The sequence below is a fragment of the Rhizobium oryzicola genome, assembly GCF_030504645.1.
Classification (GTDB): Bacteria; Pseudomonadota; Alphaproteobacteria; order Rhizobiales; family Rhizobiaceae; genus Neorhizobium; species Neorhizobium oryzicola.
Window position 1 is genome coordinate 274,120 of sequence record NZ_JAUKWQ010000002.1, and the last position, 15,500, is coordinate 289,619.

Consider the following 15,500-nt stretch of genomic DNA (forward strand, 5'->3'; position numbering starts at 1 on the left):
AGATCAAGCAGGCTCTCTTTATCGGAAGGTCACACCAGGCATTCGAACACCGTTGGAGGGGGAGCGAGCGACCGCCTCTTTCTGATCTCCCCCCTTGTGGGGGAGATGCCCGGCAGGGCAGAGGGGGGTTACGCTCCCTTCCAAAACAAAACAGGGGGCGCACCATGCTGACAGTCAACAACGTCAATCTTCACTACGGTGCCGCCCAGGCACTGCGCGGTGTTTCCGTGAATGCGCCGATGGGCAAGATCACCTGCGTGCTCGGCCGAAACGGCGTCGGCAAAAGTTCGCTGCTGCGCGCCATCACCGGCCAGCATCCGGTGAGTGCAGGCACGATCGCCTTCGAGGGTGAGAGCCTGAACGGTCTGGCACCCTATAATCGCGCCAAGCTCGGTATCGGCTACGTGCCGCAGGGGCGAGAAATCTTTCCGCTGCTGACAGTGCAGGAGAATTTGGAAACGGGCTATGCGCCGCTTGCGCGCAAGGATCGCTTCATTCCCGACGACATCTTCAGCCTCTTCCCAGTGCTGCAATCCATGCTCGGGCGACGCGGAGGCGACCTCTCAGGCGGCCAACAGCAGCAGCTCGCCATCGGGCGGGCGATGGTGACGCGTCCCAAGGTGTTGGTCCTCGACGAGCCCACCGAAGGCATTCAACCCTCGATCATCAAGGATATCGGCCGGGCCATCCGCTACTTGCGAGACAGCACAGGCATGGCCATCCTGCTTGTGGAACAGTATCTGGATTTCTGCCGGGAGCTTGCAGATCACGTCTATATCATGGATCGTGGCGAAATCGTGCACGAAGGGGGTGCCGAAACCCTGGATACGGCAGAAGCAAGGCGACACCTGACCGTTTAACCTTTATTAATGCATGGCTCACGCGAATTTCAAAGGTTTCAAAGCATCATCTAATATGGTAGGAACGGCGCGCTTTCTGACACAGTATCGAAATGCCCTTCCCCTCCTATCGATGAGGCGCTTGATGCCATTTGGTTTCGTGACTGCATTCCCCTTTGCGCGCGCTTTTGCCCGCCCTCTTGCTAACATAGCTGCGGCGGGGGCGATTTTTCTGGGCGCGACTGCCATGGCGCAGGCAGCGGGATGCGGAACGCCGGTCCAATCAGGCTATCAAACACTGACCGTGCCGGTTGGTTCCATCGAGCGCCATGCAGTTATCTATATTCCTCCCGCTTACACGGGCAGTGAAAAACTTTCCGTTGTATTCGACTTCCATGGCAGCAACAGCAATCCGCGCGGGCAGATGGAGCGCAGCTCCTTCGACAAGGTGGCGGCCAAGGAAGGTTTCATCGTCGTGGCGCCGCAAGGCAGCCTCAGCGGCAAGATGCCGGATACCTATGCCTGGAACGTGCCCTTCGTGACGACGCAAGAGGGCGGGCTGGACGAGATCCCGTTTATCAAGGCAACCGTGGAAGCCGTGAAGCAGGACTTTTGCGTCGATCCCACGAAGATCTTCGCGTCCGGTTATTCCGGCGGTGGGCGGATGCTGTCCGCCTATGTCTGCTCCGGTGCCAGTGATTTCGCTTCGGTTGGTTTCGTCAATTCCATGCGGGCGGGCCTGCCCGTCGAGCGGGATGGCAAATGGGGTCCGGACCCTGCGAGCTGCAATCCCGCGCGTCCGCTTTCCGTGATTGCCTTTGCTGGACAGAAGGATGTGACCAATCCTTACGTGGGCGGCGGCAAACCCTACTGGCAGTACAGTTTCAAGGTCGCGCTGCAGCGCTGGACCGAACTGGACAATTGCAAGGGGAATGGCGTTTCCGAAAGCGCCGATGGCGTGACCTACAGCCTGTATGGCACCTGCGGCAATGGTGCGCGCATTGCGACCTATGAGTTCGCCGATGCCGATCACGAATGGCCGACGCCGAGCTCCAAGCAGCGCGTCATGGCCGCTGCCGCTGAATCGCAGGCAGGGGTCGTGAAGGTTTCGGCGGCGAAGAAGCCATCTTTCGATCCGAATGTTGATCCGGCGCAGCGGATGTGGGACTTCTTCCGCAAGGCCGATAGTACCGATCTCGTCGCCAAGGCCACGCCTGCAGCTGCCAAGGCAAAGGCTGTGGTGGTGGTGTGCGGTGCGGATGCTGCGGCGGATCAGAATGCCGAGGGGATGACGTGCAGCAACAGCCAGCCGGTCGACCAGCGCCGCAGCGCGCTCGGGGCAAAGGGCGCCTTGTAACCAAATCGCTGGGCGGGCGCACAAGGCTCGCCGAGCTTTTCCAGGAGGGCTGTGCGAAGATCCGCCTGCCCGAAACCTTTTCCGATGAACTGGAAGCCATTCTCATCAACAGCTCGGGCGGGCTGACCGGTGGCGACCGGCTGGAATGGGGGCTGCGCGCCGGTCCCGGCACGCATGTGACCGTTACCACGCAGGCGAATGAAAAGGTCTACAAGGCCGCCGCCGACACCGCTCATCTCATCACCCGTATCGAGGCCGCTGAAGATACACGCGTTTTCTGGCTGCCGCAGGAAACCATCCTGTTCGACCGCGCTTCGCTGACCCGTGAGCTGGAGGTCGATCTTGCCGCCAATGCGGAGTTTCTCGCCGTCGAAGCCATGATCCTCGGGCGCACCGCCATGGGCGAGCGGGCGGACCACGGGCTGTTTCGCGACCGCTGGCGCATTCGCCGCAACGGGCGGCTGATCCACGCGGAAGAGGTGCGATTCGAGGATGAGATCACCCGGATCGGCTCACATGCGGCGACGCTTGGGACCAAGGTGGCCTTTGCCACCGTCTTGTATTCCGGCCCATCCTGCGAAATATTTCTGCCACGCCTGAAGCCGCTTCTTGAGCATGGTTATGCTGGCGCAAGCCATTGGCAGGACAAGCTTGTGGTGCGCATCGCTGCATCTGATGGCTTTGCCTTGAGAAAAATTCTGAGCCCTGTCATTTCGCTCTTGCGAAACGGCGCGCCAGTGCCGAAAGTCTGGAACATCTGAGAAAAAGATTTGGGGAACCCATGAACCTCAGCCCGAGAGAAAAAGACAAGCTTCTGATTTCCATGGCCGCGATGGTTGCTCGTCGTCGCCTGGAACGCGGCGTGAAACTGAACCATCCGGAAGCCATTGCGCTGATCACCGATTTCGTCGTGGAAGGCGCGCGTGACGGCCGTGCCGTTGCCGAACTGATGGAAGCCGGTGCCCATGTCATCACCCGTGCGCAGGTGATGGAAGGCGTGGCCGAGATGATCCACGACGTGCAGGTGGAAGCAACCTTCCCCGATGGCACCAAGTTGGTGACCGTGCACGAACCGATTCGCTGACGAGGGTGTCATGGCGCTGGAACTAAGGCCGAACTGCGAATGCTGCGACAAGGACCTGCCTCCCGAAAGCCTTGAGGCGGTGATCTGCAGTTTCGAATGCACCTATTGCGTGGACTGCGCTTCGAATACGCTGTCTGGCATCTGCCCAAATTGTGGTGGTGAGTTGGTGAGGCGTCCGGTCCGGCCAGCTGGCAAGCTTGCGAACAACCCGGCCTCCACTAAACGCATCCTCAAGGCTGAGGGCTGCGCGCCTCTGCGTGTCGCCTGAGAAAGGGAAAGAGAATGATCCCCGGTGAAATCATTGCCGCAGATGGCGAGATCGAATTGAACAGCGGCGCGCCGACCGTGACGATCGACGTGTCCAATACGGGCGACCGCCCGGTGCAGGTTGGCAGCCACTACCATTTCTTTGAAACGAATGGCGGACTGTCGTTTGAGCGGGACAAGGCGCGCGGCATGCGCCTCGATATTCCGGCAGGGACTGCCGTACGTTTCGAGCCCGGCCAGACCCGTACGGTGACGCTCATTCCGCTTTCCGGCAAGCGTGAGGTCTATGGTTTCCGCCAGAAGGTCATGGGCAAACTGTGATCGACGGACAGATGGGGCGGAGCCTGCGATGAAAATGGTGCTGATGTCGATCCTCTGCGGTTGCGTGCTGTTGATGGATGCTCCGGCGGATGCCGAGGAGCCGAAGGTCAACTGCGAAAAAGCCGATACGCAGATGGAGATGAATTACTGCGCTGAGCAGGATTTCAACGCAGCCGATGCCGATCTCAACGCCCAGTGGAAGGTGACCCGCAAAGCCTTGGCCGATTGGGACAAGAAGCTGGATGTCGATCAGCGCGGAGCGGAAAATGCGCTGCTGAAATCGCAGCGCGCCTGGATCGATTACCGGGATGGCGAATGCGAGGCGGAAGGCTATTCCGCCCATGGCGGCACCATGGAGCCAATGCTTGTCATGTCCTGCAAGGCGGAACTCAGCAAGGTCCGCACCGAAGAACTCAAACAACTCGCCGACACGATCGGCCAACAATAATTTTCAGGCTTGCCCGGCGCGAGGGGCGCCGGCTGCCTGCTTGTGATACCGGAGCCAGAGAAGCCCATGCCTTACAAGATGTCCCGCGCGGCCTATGCCAGCATGTTCGGCCCCACCGTTGGTGACAAGGTGCGCCTTGCCGATACGGAACTCTTCATCGAAGTGGAGAAGGATTTCACCACCTATGGCGAGGAAGTGAAATTCGGCGGCGGCAAGGTTATCCGCGACGGCATGGGCCAGAGCCAGGTGACCCGCGCCAATGGCGCCGTGGACACCGTCATCACCAATGCCGTCATCGTTGATCATAGCGGTATCGTGAAGGCCGATATCGGCCTGAAGGATGGCCGCATCGTCGCGATCGGCAAGGCGGGCAACCCGGATACGCAGCCGGGCGTGAACATCATCGTCGGACCCGGCACGGAAGCCATTGCCGGCGAGGGCAAGATCGTGACCGCCGGCGGCATGGATGCGCATATCCACTTCATCTGCCCCCAGCAGATCGAAGAGGCGCTGATGAGTGGCCTCACCTGCATGCTGGGCGGCGGCACCGGCCCCGCGCATGGCACGCTTGCCACGACCTGTACGCCCGGCCCCTGGCACATTGCCCGCATGATCGAGGCGGCCGATGCCTTCCCGATGAACCTCGCTTTCGCAGGCAAGGGCAATGCCTCGCTGCCTGGCGCGCTGGAAGAAATGGTTCTGGGCGGCGCGACCTCGCTGAAACTCCACGAAGACTGGGGAACGACGCCGGGTGCGATCGACTGCTGCCTGGCGGTTGCCGACGAATACGACGTGCAGGTGATGATCCATACGGATACGCTGAACGAGAGCGGCTTCGTGGAAGATACTGTGGGTGCCATCAAGGGCCGCACCATCCACGCCTTCCACACGGAAGGGGCGGGCGGTGGCCATGCACCCGACATCATCAAGATCTGCGGCCAGCCGAACGTGCTGCCGTCTTCCACCAACCCGACGCGACCCTACACGGTCAATACGCTGGCTGAGCATCTGGACATGCTGATGGTCTGCCATCACCTGTCGCCGTCCATCCCGGAAGACATCGCCTTTGCCGAGAGCCGCATCCGCAAGGAAACCATTGCGGCGGAAGACATCCTGCACGATATCGGTGCCTTCTCGATCATCTCGTCTGACAGTCAGGCCATGGGCCGCGTCGGCGAAGTGGCAATCCGCACCTGGCAGACGGCCGACAAGATGAAGCGCCAGCGCGGGCGTCTGGCTCAGGAAACCGGCGATAACGACAATTTCCGTGTGCGCCGCTATATCGCGAAATACACGATCAACCCGGCGATCGCCCATGGTCTCAGCCACGAGATCGGCTCCGTGGAAGTCGGCAAGCGCGCCGATCTGGTGATCTGGAACCCGGCCTTCTTCGGTGTAAAGCCGGACATGGTGCTGCTCGGCGGTGTGATCGCGGCAGCCCCCATGGGGGACCCGAACGCCTCGATCCCGACACCGCAGCCTGTGCATTACCGTCCGATGTTCGGCGCCTATGGCAAGGCCCGCACCAATTCCTCCGTCACCTTCGTCTCCCAGGCTTCGCTGGATGCCGGCCTTGCCCACAAGCTCGGCGTTGCCAAGCAGCTGGTGGCGGTCAAGAATACCCGCGGAGGCATTTCCAAGAAATCGATGATCCTCAACGACCTGACCCCGCATATCGAGGTGGACCCGGAAACCTATGAAGTGCGCGCCGATGGCGAACTTCTGACCTGCGAACCGGCAACCGTGCTGCCGATGGCCCAGCGGTATTTCCTGTTTTGAGGGTGTTGCATGACCTCCACAGTCCGAAGGATGAATGCGGAGGATGTGGAAGAATGGTGCCGGATGCGCAATGGCCTATGGGGTCGATTGGACATTGGAGCCCACAAGGCAGAAATCGTTGCCATGCTTTGCAACCCGCGCCATCGCGCATACCTTGCAACCGGAGGAGACCGCCAGTCTCAGGGTTTCGCCGAGGTTTCCATTCGCGATTATGCAAACGGCTGTACGCGCACCCCAGTGCCGTTTCTGGAAGGAATATGGGTAGAGCCGAAAGAGCGTCGCTCCGGTGTGGGTGCTGCCCTTTTGGCGCAAATAATGGCCGAGCTCCGAAGCGAAGGCTATGATGAACTTTGTTCTGATGCGGAGATTGACAATTTGATCTCCCATCAGGCGCACGCTGCATGGGGTTTTCAGGAGACGAAGCGGGTGGTCTTCTTCCGTCGCGCCTTGTCGAATTGAACGGTCCACCCCGAAGGCTTTTATCCAAGATCGGAAAGGGTGATTGGTGGGATTGTTGCCTATCTGATCAATAAGGATAGGCTGATGTTTCCCTCCCGCACTTACATCGCATCGGCGGGCTGCCGTCGCGCGATACGGCTGCTTCTGGCGCTGAGCTTCATCGTAGCGTTCATGCTGCCGCAGTTCGCCGAAGCGGCGGCTCCCAAGGTGGGCACCCAGGCACCGGGCTTCTACCGAATGGTGCTTGGTGATTTCGAAGTGACCGTCCTTTCTGATGGAACGCATCCCTTCCCGGTCCATCAGGTGATGACGAAGGCTGAGGCGCAGCCGGGCGGCAAGGTGCTGCCGCTCGATCAAGTCTCGCCGGGTGAGGCAGATGCACTGCTGGCGGAAAATGGACTCGCGGTTCCCGTCCAGGGCTCGATCAACGCCTTTCTGATCAATACCGGACCAAAGCTGATCCTGATCGATTCCGGTGCCGGCTCACTCTATGGACCCTGCTGCGGCAAGCTGATCGATAACATGCGTGCCGCCGGCTATCAGCCGGAACAGGTGGACGAGATCTACATCACCCATCTGCATGCCGACCACGTGGGCGGGATTGCACCCGGCGGCAAGATGGCCTTTCCGAAGGCTATCGTGAGGGTCAGTGAAGAGGATGCGAGCTACTGGCTTTCCGATGCGCAACAGGCCAAGGCGCCGTCGCTCTTGAAGACGATGTTCGAAGGCGACCGTGCCTCTCTGAAGCCATACATCGATGCGGGCAAGTTCAAGCCATTCCGCTATGGCGAGACGTTGTCGGAAGGCATCTTGCCCGTTGCTGCGGCAGGGCATACGCCGGGCCACAGCTTCTACCGCGTTGAAAGCAAGGGCGAGACGCTGCTTGTCTGGGGTGATGTGGTGCATGTTGCGCCACTGCAGTTTGCCGATCCGAGCGTGACACTCGCCTATGACAGCGAACCCGTCATGGCGGCTGCCACGCGGCTTGCGGTATTCTCAGATGCCGCCCGTAAAGGTTACTGGGTCGGCGCTGCACATATCGCCTTTCCGGGTCTCGGCCATGTCGGCCAGCGTGACGGCCGCTTCATCTGGCTGCCTGCCAATTATGATGCGGCACCCGGAACGGTGAATTGATGCCGAATGTGCCATCACTGGCGAACAGCCTTGCGTCCAACGAATAGCAGGTTTGCAATGCAGCAAACAGTCCATTTGTTTGCTGCATTGCGGCGTTGTTTCTCTTAAGAGACGGAACAGAGGTCTCCTCGCCCAGTTTCGTGTCATTCCAGGGAGAAAAAGATGATCGGACGCAAAGTTCCAGACGTTACATTCCGCACGCGCGTTCGCGATGAAGCCGTTGGCGGCCCGAACCCATTCCGCTGGCAGGATGTGACGTCTGACGATTACTTCGCCGGCAAGCGCGTCGTGTTGTTCTCGCTGCCGGGCGCCTTCACGCCCACCTGCTCCACCTACCAGCTGCCGGACTTCGAAAAGCTGTACAGCGAGTTTCAGGCGGAAGGTATCAACGAGATCTATTGCATCTCCGTCAATGACGCCTTCGTCATGAATGCCTGGGGCAAGCAGCAGGGCCTGGAAAACGTGAAGTTGATCCCGGATGGCTCGGGCGAATTCACGCGCAAGATGGGCATGCTGGTGCGCAAGGACAATCTCGGTTTCGGCCTGCGCTCCTGGCGCTACGCCGCTGTCATCAACAATGGCATTGTGGAGCAGTGGTTCGAGGAAGAAGGTTTTTCCGACAACTGCGACAGCGACCCCTACGGCGTTTCTTCGCCGCAGAACATTCTGGAAAAGCTGCGCGAGAAGATCGCTGCCTGATCCTTCTAGCAATCTAATTTCGAAGCTGCGGCGCGCAAACACGCGCCGCAGCTTTTTTGGGGGCGGGATGCTCCATAAATTTCCTGTGCTCAGGCCGCATTCGGCTTGTGTTGAGCGTTCCGCGTGGCAATGATGTCGCCGAAGTCACAGGAACCGAACTCTATGCAGCATGTCCATTCCTATCGTCCGGCTGGCAGCGTTTCCGATGCGCCGGTGGATACTGTTTCGCTTCCGCACGATCTACGCCACCTGCGCCGCAAGCTTCTGCACCTCTCCAATGGCGAGATGATCATGCTCGACCTGAAGGAGGCGGTGCTGTTTGCGCATGGCGATCGGCTGGTGCTGGAGAATGGCGATACGGTCGAGATCCAGGCGGCGGCGGAAAAGCTGTTCGAGATCAAGCCGCGCAATACGCTGCATCTCATCGAACTGGCCTGGCATCTCGGCAACCGCCATCTTGGCGCACAGATCGAGGAAGACCGTATCCTGATCCTGCGCGATCACGTGATCCGCGCCATGCTGGAAGGCCTCGGCGCGACGGTCAGCGAGGTGGAAGAGCCTTTCCAGCCCGCACGCGGCGCCTATCATGCGCATGGCGGCCATAGCCACGGTCATGATCATCATGGGCACGATCACCATGGTCACGATCATGGCCACGGCCATCATCACCACGACTGAGCTGCCGGCCCCATGCAGGATACGCAAGCGCTGCTGCGCCTGATCGCCTGGCTCTCTCCTGCCTTTCCGGTGGGCGGCTTTGCCTATTCCGGCGGCCTGGAGCGGGCGGTGCATGACCACCTCGTGACCGACGTGTCCAGCCTTCAGGATTGGCTTTTTACCCTGTTGGATCACGGCAGCCTGTGGAACGATGCCGTTCTGTTTGCCGCTGCCTCAAAGGCCGAAGGGCAGGGTGCGCGGCTGACGGAACTGGCGGAACTAGGGCTGGCGCTGGCCGGGTCTGCCGAGCGGCATCTGGAAACGCTCTCGCTCGGCAAGGCGTTCCTCGCAGCGGCGGTGGCCTGGCCGCATCCGGTGTTCGAGGTTCTGCCGAAGGATTGCCCCTATCCGGTTGCGGTGGGTGCCGTTGCGCAAGCGCATGGCATTGCACCCGTGTCCGCGCTGGCCGCCTATCTGCATGCCGGGGTTTCGCAGGCGGTGTCAGCCGGCATTCGCCTTGGCGTTTGTGGCCAGCATCAGGGCGTTGCCCTGCTCTCCGGCCTGGAAGACAAGCTCTCCGCCGTGGCGGAACGCGCGCTTGTTTCGACGCTCGATGACCTCGGCACGGCCGCCGTGCAGGCGGATATCGCCACCATGCGGCACGAGCAGCAACACTCGCGGCTGTTCCGATCCTGAAGACGCGCCTCTATTGATCTTGTGCGCTGCATTCGCGGCGCTATTCTGCAGCCGAAGAATTGAAAGGATGAGCCTCATGAAGTCAGCCAATGGACCTTTGCGCGTCGGGATCGGCGGACCGGTCGGGTCCGGCAAGACGGCCCTGACGGAAAAGCTCTGCAAGGCAATGCGGGAGAGATATTCGGTCGCCGTGGTCACCAACGACATCTACACCAAGGAAGATGCCGAGGCGCTTGTGCGCATGCAGGCGCTGTCGTCGGACCGCATTGTCGGCGTGGAAACCGGCGGCTGCCCGCATACGGCGATCCGGGAGGATGCGACGATCAATCTGCAGGCGATTGCCGGGCTGAACGAGCGCATCCCGGATCTCGATGTCGTCTTTATCGAATCGGGTGGCGACAATCTGGCCGCGACCTTTTCGCCTGACCTCGCCGATATCACCATTTATGTGATTTCCACCTGTCAGGGTGAGGAAATTCCCCGCAAGGGCGGGCCGGGCATTACCCGCTCCGATCTGCTTGTCATCAACAAGAAGGATCTCGCGCCCTACGTCGGTGCCGATCTCGACGTGATGGACCGCGATGCAAACCGGATGCGCGAAGCCAAGCCCTTCGTCTTCACGGATCTCAAGCGCGGCGAGGGTGTCGATCACATCGTCCGCTTTCTGGAAACGAATGGCGGGCTGGCCGCATGAGCATTGTAAGACATTTTGGCCCCTACGAGGTGTTCGTTCTGCGCGATGGCCAGTTTGAAGCCCCCGCAAAGGCACTTGTCCATACGGGCGGGGAATCCAAGCTGGAAGCCTTCAAGGCGCAGCTCGGAAGCGATACGCTTCCCATAGACGTGAACTGCTTTCTGCTGCGGGGACCGAACGGGCTGACCTTGATCGATTCCGGTTGCGGCACTGCCTGGGGCGAAAACTTCGGAAAGGCGCGTCAGTCCCTGGAGGATATGGGCATATTCCCGATGGATATCGACCAGATCCTGATCACGCATATCCATACGGACCATGTGCTCGGGCTCTTTGATGAGGATGAAGCCTATTTCCCGCGGGCGTTGATTCTGGTGCCAGCAGAGGATTTTGCCTTCTTCACGGATCCCGAAGCCAAGCTCTCCGTTCCGCCCGAGCGGCGTGGTGGCTTCGATCTCGCAGAGAAGATCGAGCGAGTCTATGGTGATCGCCTGGAACTCATCGAGGACGCGCTCGCACTGGAGTCGATTGAGGCTTACCCGCTACCGGGGCACACGCCTGGTCATACCGGCTATCGGATCGGTTCTGGCAACGAAGCTCTGATGGTGATTGGCGATGCCCTTCACCTGGCGAACCATCAGCCTTCCGATCCTGATCTCGCCTTCGTCTTCGATCTCGATCCTGTCCTTGCGGCAGAGACACGCAAGGCGCTGCTACAGCATCTTCAGACATCGGGAGATGTCAGTGTCGGCGGGCATACGCCTGGCTTCGGGCGACTAAAGACGGTTGATGGCGTGCTCCGGATCGTCGCGGAAGAGTAACCTCGACGCCATCCGTCAGAAACGTCTCAGCGCATCGATGTCACTGATCTGGATCACGCGGCCACGCACGGTGACACCGGCGCGGCGCAGTGTCGAGAAGGCACGCGACAGCGCTTCCGGAGCCAGTCCCAGCATGCCGGCCAGCAGGTTCTTCTGGAAAGGCAGGCGGATGGAGGCCTGCCCCGTTTCGATCGGGCAGCGATTGATCAGGTAGTCGGCCACGCGCTGGGGTGCTGTGTGCAGGCGGTCGTTCACCACGCAGTCCATCGTGGACAACAGGTGCTGAGAGAGCGCTGTAATGACGGACCTGGCCACAGCGATGTCGTCATTGGCGGCCTGACGGATATCCTGCATGTCGAAGCGTGCAAGGCTGACATTTTCTGCCGCCTGCGCGCTGAAACGATAGGCGTCACCACCATAGATCAGGCATTCCGCAAAAATGTCGCCCGGACCGCAGATGCGAATATCGGCCTGGCGCCCGTCACGGCTCACACGATAGATGCGGACATAGCCTGCCAAGACGCTATAGAAGGCCAGAGCCGGCTCGCCTTCCTGGAAGATGGTCGTGCGGGCCGGAAAGCTGAAAACGGTCGCGGCGTCCAGAACCCGCGCCAAGGATGGTCCTGTCAGGTCCTTCAGGAAGCTCGTCTTGGTCAACAGGTTTCGTTCCCGAAGGCTTGCCTTGTGGCTCTTGTCCAGCATGTCGATTACCCCCAAACGTGGGCCAATCTTGTCTTGGCCCCAGCGCTCAAATTCGTTGAAGCGGCGCTCGGGTTGGAAAACCGGCTGCGCCAATGCCTCCGATACCCCCGGAGGATTAGCGTCACGATATCTTGGGCTGGGACAAGCCGATTTGATCGATGTCAAATCGTGAATGCCCCAGCGCAATTTTAGCTGTGTGTGAAAGCCTTACTCTGCAGCCAAAGGAGGCAGCCGCAGAACGTTGTTGCCGCCGGTGGAGCTTCCAGCATTGGCCTGCTGGTTCTTGGCCTCAATCGAATGCAGTCGCTCCTCGAGAGATGCCAGACGTTCGCGGTTTTCGCGTGCCGCGCGGGTGAGCTCTTCTTCGGAAAGGATCACGTCTTCCTCTTCCTTCTTGCCAACCATGCGCCCGAAGATGCGGCCAATCAGGCGCGAAAGATCGTCCATGATCAGGAAAAAGGCGGGCACGACGACAAGGCTGAGCACCGTCGAAACGATGATGCCGCCGATGACCGCAATCGCCATGGGCGCACGGAAGGCACCGCCTTCGCCAACGCCGAGCGCAGACGGCAGCATGCCTGCCGACATGGCAATCGAGGTCATGATGATCGGGCGCGCGCGCTTTCGGCCTGCTTCGACCATGGCGTCCAACCGCGTGAGCCCATGCCGCTTCATCTCGATGGCGAAGTCGACAATCAGGATGGCGTTCTTTGTCACGATGCCCATCAGCATGAGAATGCCGATGAGGACAGGCATGGAGAGAGCGTTGTTGGTGATGATCAGCGCCGCAGCGACACCACCAATGGCGAGCGGCAGCGAGAACAGAATGGTGAAGGGCTGTATCACGTCCTTGAACAGCAGGATCAGCACAACCAAAACCAGCAAAAGACCCAGCAGCATGGCATTGGCGAAGCCTTGCACCATTTCCGCCTGCACCTTTGCGTCGCCGCTATTGGCAAGGCGAACGCTGGGCGGCAGCTTGGTTTCTGCCACGATCCGCTTGAATTCGTCGGTTGCCGTATCAAGTGCGGTGCCCTGCGGCACGTCCGAACCGATGGCGACGACACGGCTGCGGGCGTTGCGCTTGATGGAGCTTGGGCCCTCCGAGTAATCGATATCCGCCACGCTCGAAAGCGGTACGGTTGCGCCGGCAGCCGTCTTGACCTTGAGGGCGCGCAGCGCCTGCAGGTCGCGGCGAAGGTCGAGCGAAGCCTGAACGCGGATCGGGATCAGGCGATCATCCAGCGAGATCTTTGCCAGAAGCGAGTCTACGTCACCAATGGTTGCCACGCGAATGGTTTCCGAGATTGCCTGGGGCGTAATGCCGAGGCGTGCCATCTGGTCCTTGCGCGGGCGGATCTGCAGTTCCGGGCGTGGCAGGGCGCCTTCCGAGCTCACATTGGCCAGGATGGGAGACGCGCGCAAACGGCTTTCCAGAATGGAAACGGCGTCATTCAGATCATCGCTGTTTCGCGACAAAAAGTTGAAGGTCAAGTCGCGCTCGCCGCGATCATTCAACTTCGTCACGCGAACATCGGGAATTGTGCGCAAGCGGGCAAAGACTTCCTTTTCAATGTCCCATTGCGGCCGGGTGCGGCCATTTTCCTGCATGCGCGGAATGTATTGCCCAACCAGCGGCAGGTTTCCGAGCCCCTTGTTGACGAGGGTCTTCAACAGCGAATGGTCGATCTTTTTCAGAAGGATGCGAACGGTGGCGCGGCGCAGTTCCAGATCACCCTTCGGCGATGCACCGCCGAGAACGAAGACATTCGCGACACCATCGAGGGTCTTCACCTCATTGTAGATGCGAGTTGTAGTGGCATCTGTTTCGTCCAGCGTGGCGCTCGGCGGCAGTTCCACCGAAAGCACAATGCGGGAGGCATCTTCCGGCGGCAGGAAACTGCCCGGCACGCGGGAGAGCAGGGCGACCGAGCCGACGAGGAAGACGATGGCGCCAACCATGGTGGCATAACGCATATACCAGCGCCGCGTCGTGCCCTTCACGACCCAGGTATAGGCTTTCATGATGCGGCCGTCATTGTCGTGATGGTCGTCCATCGCGTCTTCGGCACGCATCAGATAGGCCGCCATCAGCGGTGTAATGAGGCGCGCCACAAGCAGCGAGAACAGCACCGAAAAGGCAACCGTCAGGCCGAACTGAATGAAGTACTGGCCGGGAATGCCCGGCATGAAGGAAACGGGGACAAACACCGCAATGATGGTGAAGCTGGTCGCAATAACCGCAAGACCGATTTCGTCTGCCGCATCCAGCGCCGCCCGATAGGGTGTCTTGCCCATTTTGATATGGCGGGCAATATTTTCGATCTCGACGATCGCGTCATCGACGAGGATACCGGTCGCCAGCGTCAGGGCCAGAAAGCTGACCAGGTTCAGCGAGAACCCCATGAGGTTCATCACCCAGAATGTCGGGATGGCTGAAAGCGGCAGTGCAACAGCGGCAATCAAGGTGGCGCGCCAGTTGCGCAGGAACAGCAACACCACCACGACGGCCAGCGCCGCGCCTTCCATCAGAGTGTGCAATGCGGCTTCGTAATTGCCGTAGGTGAAATAGACGCTGTCATCCACCATTTCGATGGAGACGTTGGGATTGGTCTGACGGATCTTGTCGAGTTCCGTAGAGACCGTCTTGGCGACGGTGACTTCACTTGCGCCCTTGGAGCGGAATACGGCGAAGGTGACGCTGGGGTTACCGTTGAAGCGCGAGAAGGAGATCGGTTCTTCATAGGTGTCGGTAATCGTTGCGAGATCCGACAACTTGACGAAGCGGTTGTTGGAAAGCGCGATCGTGGTGTTGGCCAGCGTTGCCACATCGCGTGCATCGCCCAGCGTGCGGATTGTCTGCTCGTTGCCCCCGACCTGGCCGCGCCCGGAGCCCAGGTCGATATTCGAGGTTCTGAGCTGCGTGTTCACTTCGCTGGCGGTAATACCGTAGGAGTTCAGCTTTTGCGGCTCCAGCGCCACGCGGATTTCACGATCGGCGCCGCCATAGCGGTCGATCTTGCCAATGCCCGGGCGACCCTGCAGAGCGCGCTTGATCGTATCGTCCACAAACCAGGACAGTTCCTCCAGCGTCATATTGGGGGAGGAAACCGCAAAGGTCTGGATGGCCTGGCCTTCCACGTCGATCTTCGAGACGATCGGCTCATCCACATTGGCAGGAAGGTTGCCGCGAATACGGTCGATCGCATCCTTCGTGTCCTGCACAGCCTCCTGTGTCGGCTTTTCGATGCGAAACAGCACGGAGGTGACCGACTTGCCATCGGTCACATTCGACTGGATTTCATCAACACCGCTGATGGAGGCAACCGCGTCCTCCACCTCCTTCGTTACCTGCATCTCCAACTCGGCGGGAGAACTGCCGCTTTGCGTGACGGTGATGGCAACGACGGGAACATCGATGTTCGGGAAGCGCGTGATCGGCAGCTTGTAGAATGCCTGTACGCCCATGAACATGAGCAGGGTGAAGGCCAGAAGCGGCGCGATGGGATTGCGGATGGACCAGGCGGAGAAGTTCATCGTCTAGAC

17 protein-coding genes are annotated in these 15,500 nt (G+C 60.1%); 15 read left to right on the forward strand and 2 right to left on the reverse strand.

Translation table 11 applies throughout. From position 1 onward, the window contains the following. Window positions 1–164: 164 nt before the first annotated feature. From urtE to Q2T52_RS08705, 15 genes are all read left to right on the forward strand, one after another. Window positions 165–860 (forward strand): urea ABC transporter ATP-binding subunit UrtE, encoded by a 696-nt coding sequence (gene urtE, locus Q2T52_RS08635; protein WP_302076302.1) that lies wholly within the window; start codon window positions 165–167, stop codon window positions 858–860. 124 nt (window positions 861–984) lie between these two features. After that, complete coding sequence (locus Q2T52_RS08640; RefSeq protein ID WP_302076303.1) at window positions 985–2,196, forward strand: CE1 family esterase; 1,212 nt, start codon at window positions 985–987, stop codon at window positions 2,194–2,196. Then, window positions 2,133–2,957 carry an urease accessory protein UreD gene (locus Q2T52_RS08645; protein ID WP_302076304.1) on the forward strand — a complete coding sequence of 275 codons (825 nt, stop codon included), beginning with the start codon at window positions 2,133–2,135 and terminating at the stop codon, window positions 2,955–2,957. Before Q2T52_RS08640 ends, Q2T52_RS08645 begins: the two co-directional genes overlap by 64 nt. A gap of 20 nt (window positions 2,958–2,977) precedes the next feature. Beyond that, window positions 2,978–3,280, forward strand: a complete 303-nt coding sequence (locus tag Q2T52_RS08650) for an urease subunit gamma (RefSeq protein ID WP_302076305.1) — start codon at window positions 2,978–2,980, stop codon at window positions 3,278–3,280. A 10-nt stretch (window positions 3,281–3,290) separates the two neighbouring features. Next, the gene (locus tag Q2T52_RS08655; protein WP_302076306.1) at window positions 3,291–3,548 is read left to right on the forward strand and encodes a DUF1272 domain-containing protein; all 258 of its coding nucleotides are present in this window, start codon (window positions 3,291–3,293) and stop codon (window positions 3,546–3,548) included. A 14-nt stretch (window positions 3,549–3,562) separates the two neighbouring features. Next, window positions 3,563–3,868 carry an urease subunit beta gene (locus Q2T52_RS08660; RefSeq protein ID WP_302076307.1) on the forward strand — a complete coding sequence of 102 codons (306 nt, stop codon included), beginning with the start codon at window positions 3,563–3,565 and terminating at the stop codon, window positions 3,866–3,868. Between the two features lie 28 nt (window positions 3,869–3,896). Beyond that, on the forward strand, window positions 3,897–4,316 hold the full coding sequence (locus tag Q2T52_RS08665; protein ID WP_302076308.1) for a lysozyme inhibitor LprI family protein: 420 nt from the start codon (window positions 3,897–3,899) through the stop codon (window positions 4,314–4,316). Window positions 4,317–4,382: 66 nt separating this feature from the next. Next, window positions 4,383–6,095 carry an urease subunit alpha gene (gene ureC, locus Q2T52_RS08670; RefSeq protein ID WP_302076309.1) on the forward strand — a complete coding sequence of 571 codons (1,713 nt, stop codon included), beginning with the start codon at window positions 4,383–4,385 and terminating at the stop codon, window positions 6,093–6,095. A 30-nt stretch (window positions 6,096–6,125) separates the two neighbouring features. Beyond that, window positions 6,126–6,554, forward strand: coding sequence for a GNAT family N-acetyltransferase (locus tag Q2T52_RS08675; RefSeq protein WP_302076310.1), 429 nt, complete (start codon window positions 6,126–6,128; stop codon window positions 6,552–6,554). A gap of 84 nt (window positions 6,555–6,638) precedes the next feature. After that, window positions 6,639–7,688: an MBL fold metallo-hydrolase gene (locus tag Q2T52_RS08680; protein ID WP_302076311.1), complete on the forward strand. Its 1,050-nt coding sequence runs from the start codon at window positions 6,639–6,641 to the stop codon at window positions 7,686–7,688. 162 nt (window positions 7,689–7,850) lie between these two features. Then, window positions 7,851–8,387, forward strand: coding sequence for a peroxiredoxin (locus Q2T52_RS08685; protein ID WP_302076312.1), 537 nt, complete (start codon window positions 7,851–7,853; stop codon window positions 8,385–8,387). A 162-nt stretch (window positions 8,388–8,549) separates the two neighbouring features. After that, a complete protein-coding gene (ureE, locus tag Q2T52_RS08690; RefSeq protein WP_302076313.1) occupies window positions 8,550–9,065 on the forward strand; it encodes an urease accessory protein UreE in 516 nt (171 codons plus the stop codon). Window positions 9,066–9,077: 12 nt separating this feature from the next. Then, window positions 9,078–9,740, forward strand: a complete 663-nt coding sequence (locus Q2T52_RS08695; RefSeq protein WP_302076314.1) for an urease accessory protein UreF — start codon at window positions 9,078–9,080, stop codon at window positions 9,738–9,740. 76 nt (window positions 9,741–9,816) lie between these two features. After that, window positions 9,817–10,434, forward strand: coding sequence for an urease accessory protein UreG (ureG, locus tag Q2T52_RS08700; RefSeq protein ID WP_302076315.1), 618 nt, complete (start codon window positions 9,817–9,819; stop codon window positions 10,432–10,434). Continuing rightward, on the forward strand, window positions 10,431–11,252 hold the full coding sequence (locus Q2T52_RS08705) for an MBL fold metallo-hydrolase (protein ID WP_302076316.1): 822 nt from the start codon (window positions 10,431–10,433) through the stop codon (window positions 11,250–11,252). Before ureG ends, Q2T52_RS08705 begins: the two co-directional genes overlap by 4 nt. Window positions 11,253–11,267: 15 nt before the next feature. On the opposite strand, the gene Q2T52_RS08710 is transcribed toward Q2T52_RS08705, so the two are convergent. Beyond that, window positions 11,268–11,954: a Crp/Fnr family transcriptional regulator gene (locus tag Q2T52_RS08710; protein WP_436799512.1), complete on the reverse strand. Its 687-nt coding sequence runs from the start codon at window positions 11,952–11,954 to the stop codon at window positions 11,268–11,270. A gap of 207 nt (window positions 11,955–12,161) precedes the next feature. Then, window positions 12,162–15,491 (reverse strand): efflux RND transporter permease subunit, encoded by a 3,330-nt coding sequence (locus tag Q2T52_RS08715; RefSeq protein WP_302076317.1) that lies wholly within the window; start codon window positions 15,489–15,491, stop codon window positions 12,162–12,164. Window positions 15,492–15,500 lie beyond the last annotated feature (9 nt).